The organism is Falsigemmobacter faecalis (genome assembly GCF_003863335.1).
GTDB lineage: Bacteria > Pseudomonadota > Alphaproteobacteria > Rhodobacterales > Rhodobacteraceae > Wagnerdoeblera > Wagnerdoeblera faecalis.
The window spans coordinates 1-6,065 of record NZ_RRAZ01000065.1 but is presented as its reverse complement, the minus strand read 5'-3'; the positions used below and the strand labels follow the sequence as shown (position 1 = coordinate 6,065).

Annotated in this window: 8 protein-coding genes; all 8 read left to right on the top strand. The window is 59.4% G+C overall.

Annotated elements, in window-relative coordinates; translation table 11 throughout:
* Positions 1-888 precede the first annotated feature (888 nt).
* The 8 genes from EG244_RS19750 (at position 889) to EG244_RS19715 (ending at position 6,037) form a co-directional block, all read left to right on the top strand.
* Entirely contained in the window at positions 889-1,167 is a 279-nt protein-coding gene (locus EG244_RS19750) for a CopG family ribbon-helix-helix protein (RefSeq protein ID WP_124966866.1), read from the top strand.
* A complete protein-coding gene (locus EG244_RS19745) occupies positions 1,155-1,445 on the top strand; it encodes a type II toxin-antitoxin system RelE/ParE family toxin (RefSeq protein ID WP_124966865.1) in 291 nt (96 codons plus the stop codon). The genes EG244_RS19750 and EG244_RS19745 overlap by 13 nt, the downstream gene beginning before the upstream one ends.
* Before the next feature lie 72 nt (positions 1,446-1,517).
* Complete coding sequence (locus EG244_RS19740; RefSeq protein ID WP_124966864.1) at positions 1,518-1,817, top strand: HigA family addiction module antitoxin; 300 nt, start codon at positions 1,518-1,520, stop codon at positions 1,815-1,817.
* Positions 1,814-2,134 (top strand): hypothetical protein, encoded by a 321-nt coding sequence (locus EG244_RS19735; protein WP_124966863.1) that lies wholly within the window; start codon positions 1,814-1,816, stop codon positions 2,132-2,134. The genes EG244_RS19740 and EG244_RS19735 overlap by 4 nt, the downstream gene beginning before the upstream one ends.
* Positions 2,135-2,170: 36 nt before the next feature.
* Positions 2,171-2,488, top strand: coding sequence for a hypothetical protein (locus tag EG244_RS19730; RefSeq protein WP_124966862.1), 318 nt, complete (start codon positions 2,171-2,173; stop codon positions 2,486-2,488).
* A 423-nt stretch (positions 2,489-2,911) separates the two neighbouring features.
* Complete coding sequence (locus EG244_RS19725; RefSeq protein ID WP_124966861.1) at positions 2,912-4,354, top strand: hypothetical protein; 1,443 nt, start codon at positions 2,912-2,914, stop codon at positions 4,352-4,354.
* A 209-nt stretch (positions 4,355-4,563) separates the two neighbouring features.
* Positions 4,564-5,598, top strand: coding sequence for a replication initiation protein (locus EG244_RS19720; RefSeq protein WP_233589082.1), 1,035 nt, complete (start codon positions 4,564-4,566; stop codon positions 5,596-5,598).
* Between the two features lie 46 nt (positions 5,599-5,644).
* Complete coding sequence (locus tag EG244_RS19715) at positions 5,645-6,037, top strand: MerR family transcriptional regulator (protein ID WP_124966860.1); 393 nt, start codon at positions 5,645-5,647, stop codon at positions 6,035-6,037.
* Positions 6,038-6,065 lie beyond the last annotated feature (28 nt).

The following is a 6,065-nucleotide window of genomic DNA, read 5'->3' as shown; positions in this document are numbered from 1 at the left end:
TTCCACACAGCCTAAGCCCTAAGCGGACGGTCGTTGGTTGTAACGCTTGAGATGTTTTTCGATATATGCGGCGTCACACGTTGGGCATGCGAGACGAAGGCCTTTTCCTGTCAGCATAGATTGTGCCGCCCCACAACTCTTACACTTCAAAAGACCGGGATTTGCGGCTGGGAACACGCCACCTTTCCAAGGAAAGCCAACCGTCGGGTGGTGAGCCTCAAATAGGGCGATCTCTTGCCATGAGTAGGAGTTTGAGAAGAACACGGTCTTTAGGTTGTGAAGGGTGTTCAGCGCCTCCAGAGAGCCATCGCGGGTCCGTCCTGAGTAGACTAACTCCTCCAGATTTTCGAGCGACCTTATCGGGGAAAGACTATTCAGAGTGATCGTAGCGGAGAATGAAGGCCATATTGTCAAAGACTTAAGACACTTGGCAACTTGAATTCCTTCAAGATCAGAAATCTTGTCCGACCCGTAAACCCACAGCTTTTCAAGATTCGGAAAGCTCTTCGCCCATGTGAATGTATGCAGTTGACTACAATCTTGCAGGAACAAGCGCCTTATCTGCGGGTATGTCCCACTGCTGTTCGGAAGAGCTCCCCGCATGTGCCACGCTGAACAGGTCGGGGCAGGCTCAACGACCGACCCCCTACCCGACTGAAACACGTTTTGGTCTGCGCTCTTGAGGGCGTCAAGAGTCTCAAAAACCCGACCTGCAGTTTCCACTGGCTACATCCCAAGCAACTCATTCTGATCACATATAGGTCTGCGATCCATTGGAAAAAGTCTACGTCCGCTCCGTCCCGCGTAGCTGTCGTTCGTCCCTAGCATTCTTGGACAAGCCTCATAAAGTGCTATATAGTAGCGTAAGGTATTACCTTTGAGGCGCACATGGCATCTGCAACGTCCATCAAGCTGGATGACGACATAAAGGGGCGCGTCCAGCACCTCGCCGAAACCCGCAAGCGCACCTCGCACTGGATCATGCGCGAGGCGATTTCGCAGTATGTCGAGCGCGAGGAAAAGCGCGAGGCATTCCGTCAGGACGCTTTGTCGGCATGGGAAGAGTTCCAGACGACCGGCCTCCACGCCACCGCCGAAGAGGTCGATAAGTGGCTGGAAAGCTGGGGAACCGATAACGAGCTGCCTGCCCCTGAATGTCACAAGTGATCTTTGCCCCGGCTGCGATCCGGGACTTGCAACGGCTGAGGGATTTTCTGCGTCCCAAGAACGCGGATGCTGCTCGCCGGGCTGGTGAGGCAATCCGACAGGGGGTGAAGATACTCGGCGCATACCCCCGCGTTGGCCGGGTGATCGAGGACATGCCCGAACAGTTCCGGGAATGGCTCATCGACTTCGGCGACAGCGGCTATGTCGCCCGTTACCGTATTGACGAAGATGCCGTGACGATTCTCGCCATCAGGCACCAAAAGGAAGCCGGGGCATGAACATTCTCGACGCCATCAACGCGCTCGATGCGGCCAAGCTTGGCCCCGGCAGACCGCGAAGGCAGGCATAGCATGTGGAACGAGCGCTGCCCGGTCCATCCGGGCGAAATCCTCAAAGAGGATGTGATTGCAGCTTTGGGGCTGTCCGTGACCGAAGCCGCAGAGAAGTTGGCGATGTCGCGCACGCGACTGTCACGGGTGCTGGCCTGCAAAGCAGGCATCCGCCCTGATCTCGCTATCAGGCTAGAGCAGGCTGGTGTCAGCACTGCCCGAACATGGATGGCAATGCAGGCCAACTACGATCTGTGGCAGGCAATGCAGCACAATCAACCGCCGGTTATTCGCCTGCAAGAACCCGTGGAAGAACCATGACCCAAGATTTCGGCCCTGACAGCCTGCACACCGTGACAAGCTGGCCGGTTCTGGCCCGGATCGCAGCGCGCCACACCAAGAAACAGGTGCTGACGGGCTTTGAGGCAAACAGTCTGTATCTGCACAGCGAGTCATACGATTGGCGAGCCATGGGCGAGCGAGAGCGGGCTTTTGCAGACGCTCTGCTTGAGGCGGCCCTTGCGCTGGCGAAGCCTCTGCCGCCCTTTGAGGGCCAGTTGAAGCCGCTCGACACGCATAACCTACCGCCGCCAAAGAATCCGCTGCCGCCCGGTGACCCTGACGATGGCGGCTGGTGACACTGGCGCAACCGGCACACAAATGGAGAACCAAATATGCCTCAGCGGCTCGCCTGCATCATCGCCGTAATGACTTGCTTGGGCCTACCGGCATTTGCGGCACCCTCAATAACGTCAGAGCTTGAGGAAGACCTCGCTCAGCAGGACATGACGGCGGAGGAACTCGCGATCTGGATGCGTGACGTCCTCGACATGCGTGGCCACCCATGCAGCCAAGTGCTCGCAATGGGAGGGCAGGTGCCGAGGACCAACCCCGAAACGCGGCGCAATGTGATGATCAGCATCGGATGCGAGGAAGCATCGTATTACATCACGGTTGGCATCGGCCGGGGGTGGACGGTCGAGCAGAACTGAGGTCCGGGGCGGCGGCTTGGTTAGAAGCACGGCCCTGCGGTCACGAGGATGATCAGGGCGGCAAGCAGGATGACTTTCGACATGTTGGATACTCCGTGGGGGGACAAGGAGTATCTGCGTTCCGACCCTGAAAATGCGCAGAGACAAAATTCCATAATCCACAGAAAACGCACCTGACCTCCCAGCCGCACCGCCGCCAGCCCCGTCCCTACGGCCCTTTGTGGAGAGAGCGGGCCGGGGCTGTCTCTTCTCCGATCCTGACCCGCAGCGCCCATCCCACAGGGCTGGCAAGGGGCCGGATCGAGCCGCCGCAGGCGGCTTCTCTTGCCTGCGCAGCAGCACACGGATTGAAGCGGAGCGGCCCCCTTGGTGGTCAATCGGTAGTGTGTTACTTTCTGTGAAACAGAGAGGAATTCTTTCTTGATGTCGCCGCAGTTCAAAGCCGTCATTCGCGCAGGCTCGTTGAAGTCGATCGGCACCGGGCGCGGCGGCATCGCATCCGCCGAAAGTCACGCCAAGCGCCTCGATCCTGTTGCCCAGGGCAGAGTGGTTTTACCCCGCGACCCCATCGCCTGGTGCAAGGCGGAAAGCGGGCCGATGGACTACGTGGAAGCTTTCAAGGCGCACAAGCGGGAGTTCGGAGCCGGCGAGCGCAAGGGAGCCGGGTTGGCCATCGAGTTCAAGGCGGTGGTCTCGCCGGAATGGTTGGCCGAGGGCGGTGCAGATCCTCGCGACCCGAACAATCCTCGCGTCCGTCAGCTCGTGGTCGAGGCGCAAACATGGGCCGAGAGCTGGGGCGGGGCCGGATCGGTCTGGGCCGTGCGCTATGACACGGACGAGAGGGGCGCGGGCGTGGTCGATCTCTTCATGTCACCGGTGCGCCAGCAGGCGCACAAGTCCGGGAAGGCCAAAGCCGTCATCTCCTGCCGGAAGGCCAAGGCCGAGCTTCTGGAAGCTGAACAAGCGCTGGACCCAAACCTCAAGACCAGCGGGGCTGCGATGCAGTCCAGTTGGGCGCGGTGGTGCCAGCAGAGGCTGGATGCCCGGATCGAACGCGGCCAGAGCAAGGAGCTGACGGGCCGGGAGCATGTCCACGCCGAGGTTTACGCCAGAGAGGCTGAGAAGGCGAAGGACGCCAATCTGGAAATTTATGAAGATGCCTGCCGCGAGGCCAACCAGATCATTGCAGATGCCCACGCAGATGCGCAGATAGCCACGGAGAGGGCCAAGGAGGCCGAGCACATGGAGAAAGCTGCTCTGGCCCGCCTAGGGCCGCTACGGGCGGCTGTAGAGGCTCTGGAAGCCCACGAGGCGGCAGAGGCTGACCGGCAGGCCCAAGAGATTGAAACTGCCATCGTGACCGCCGCTGTTCCTGCGCTTTTGAGAACCGTCCGGGAGCATGGGCCGAATCCGGCAACCTTTGCTGTTCTGATGTTCAGCACAAAGCCGGAGCTGCGCGAGACCATTGCCGCTGAAATCGAGTGCGCCCCTGACGCAAACCCATTGGAATGGGCGCAACGGTTCAGCACCTACAGCCCCGCAGACCAAGAAGCCTTCTTCGCTGATTTCATGGATCAGGATATATACCTGAAGTTGGCATCCGAAGTCGGCAATGGGATCGAACGCTTGCGACAACATGCAAGCCAAAGGCAGGTCGAAGCCGCCTTCCAAGTCCGTAACCCGTTCCTGCAAGAAACCATGAACCTGATCCGAAAGACGATAGTGGCCATCGGGAAGCACCTTGGTCTTGCCCAGTTCAAGCCCGCCCCGCTCCCGCCAGAAGCAAAGCCACTCCTCGATCTTCCACAGCCTGCTCAGGAGGTGGTCCGGCAAGCCCTGTCAAAGTCATCATTCGGCCCCAGCTGACCGCCACGCGGGCCAATTTCTGCCCCCAAAATCATCTGAAAAAAGGGGCGCAGCCCTTCTTGTTCTATAGTTCTATAAGTTCAGGCTGAAATTATATATAAACTACAATACCTTACAGCCTTATCGGTGACAAATCGGGCCGCTCAGGTGACAAATCGGGCCGCTCAGGTGACAAATCGGGCCAAAATTGCGCATTGACAGGTGACATGATGTCAATAAACTATGTCACCATGGGAAAGACACTCGACGTTGCCCGCGACCGGGCTTTTGATCAGACCAAAACCGTGTTGCCCGCCGAGGTAGCGCGCGGCACCTACATGCAGAATGCCCCCAGCCTTCAGGCCTTGAAGCTGATGCACCTGATGATTGGCACGGCAGGCGGGCGCATGGCTGATGAGGTCCAGCACGAAATTCGGCTCTCCGACATTCGCAAGATCGACGGCATGAGGAACCATGACCGCGCCAGCCTCACCCCGCTTTTTGGGGAGTTGCGGGCGGCGGTCCTGACTCAGGATGACCCGGAAAAGATGGTCGTCACCATCGGCGGGCTGCTGGACGAAGCGCGCATAGACTACCGCAGCGAAGCCAGTGGAGACCTCGTGGTGTCATGGTGGTTTGCTCGGACGTTCCGGCGCATGGCGGCGGAATCGAACCATTGGGCGATCCTCGACCGCCAGACCGTTTTCCACCTCGGCAGCAAGTATTCCGTGCTGCTCTTCCAGCACGTTTCCAGCCTCGTGAACCTCAACCGGATCGAGTCCAAGAGCTTCACCGTGCCAGAGTTGCGGGCGCTGCTCGGGGTCACAGCGGGCAAGCTGGATCGCTTCGCAGACCTGAATGCTCGGGCCATTCAGCCCGCCATTGCCGAGATCAACCAGCTTTCCCGCCTGAACCTGACCGTCACCGCGAACAAAATCGGGCGCACGGTGGCCAGCGTCACCATCGGCTGGCAGGTGAAGGACGATCCGGCCCCGGCCAAGCAAGAATTGCAGGGCCACAGCGCAGGCCGGAAGGCGCGGCGCGACGGCTCGGCCGCGACGGTGGCGAGGGCTTTCCCGGCATCAGGCAGCATCGAGTTCGACGCGCATTGGCGCGACCTCAAGCGGGCTACGGGCTGCAATATGGACAACACCATGATTGCCGAGAAATTCCGCGCATGGTGCGCCGGGAAGGGTCTTGCCCTCGATGCGCAGAACATCGAGCAGGCTTTCAGCAGCTTCTGTGCCAAGGTGGGGCGGGTTTGACCATGCAACACCATGCACCTGTTGCAGCGCCAGAAGGTGACGCTCCATGAAATACACAGCGGGACAGGCTGCAACAGCGACTGGAATATCAAAGGCGACCATCACCCGGGCGCTCAAGAGTGGAAGAATTTCAGGGAAAAAGGACGAATCCGGGGCATGGATCATTGATCCTGCCGAACTGCACAGGGTCTTCCCTGCTGTTGCAGGTGCAACTCAAGTGAAGCGGCTCATGCAACGATCCGCAACACCAGATGAAGCACCTGATTTCAAGGCGTTTGAGCGCGAAAATCAGATGATGCGTGAGGCTTTGGAGGCAGCCCTGAACCGTGAGCGCGAGATAAATGCCGACCTGATGGCGGATCGCGATCACTGGCGACAACAGGCAACTGCGCTGCTTTTATCCCCACCAAAGCGCCGCAGTTGGTGGCCGTGGGGCTGAGGTCGCTTTGAGCCGAGGCTGTGTGGAA

What these genes read in the sequence shown, in the direction of transcription:
- EG244_RS19745 (WP_124966865.1), top strand. Translation starts at nt 1,155, where the DNA reads ATGTCACAAGTGATCTTTGCCCCGGCTGCGATCCGGGACTTGCAACGG.
- EG244_RS19725 (WP_124966861.1), top strand. Translation starts at nt 2,912, where the DNA reads ATGTCGCCGCAGTTCAAAGCCGTCATTCGCGCAGGCTCGTTGAAGTCG.
- EG244_RS19740 (WP_124966864.1), top strand. Translation starts at nt 1,518, where the DNA reads ATGTGGAACGAGCGCTGCCCGGTCCATCCGGGCGAAATCCTCAAAGAG.
- EG244_RS19715 (WP_124966860.1), top strand. Translation starts at nt 5,645, where the DNA reads ATGAAATACACAGCGGGACAGGCTGCAACAGCGACTGGAATATCAAAG.
- EG244_RS19750 (WP_124966866.1), top strand. Translation starts at nt 889, where the DNA reads ATGGCATCTGCAACGTCCATCAAGCTGGATGACGACATAAAGGGGCGC.
- EG244_RS19720 (WP_233589082.1), top strand. Translation starts at nt 4,564, where the DNA reads ATGTCAATAAACTATGTCACCATGGGAAAGACACTCGACGTTGCCCGC.
- EG244_RS19730 (WP_124966862.1), top strand. Translation starts at nt 2,171, where the DNA reads ATGCCTCAGCGGCTCGCCTGCATCATCGCCGTAATGACTTGCTTGGGC.
- EG244_RS19735 (WP_124966863.1), top strand. Translation starts at nt 1,814, where the DNA reads ATGACCCAAGATTTCGGCCCTGACAGCCTGCACACCGTGACAAGCTGG.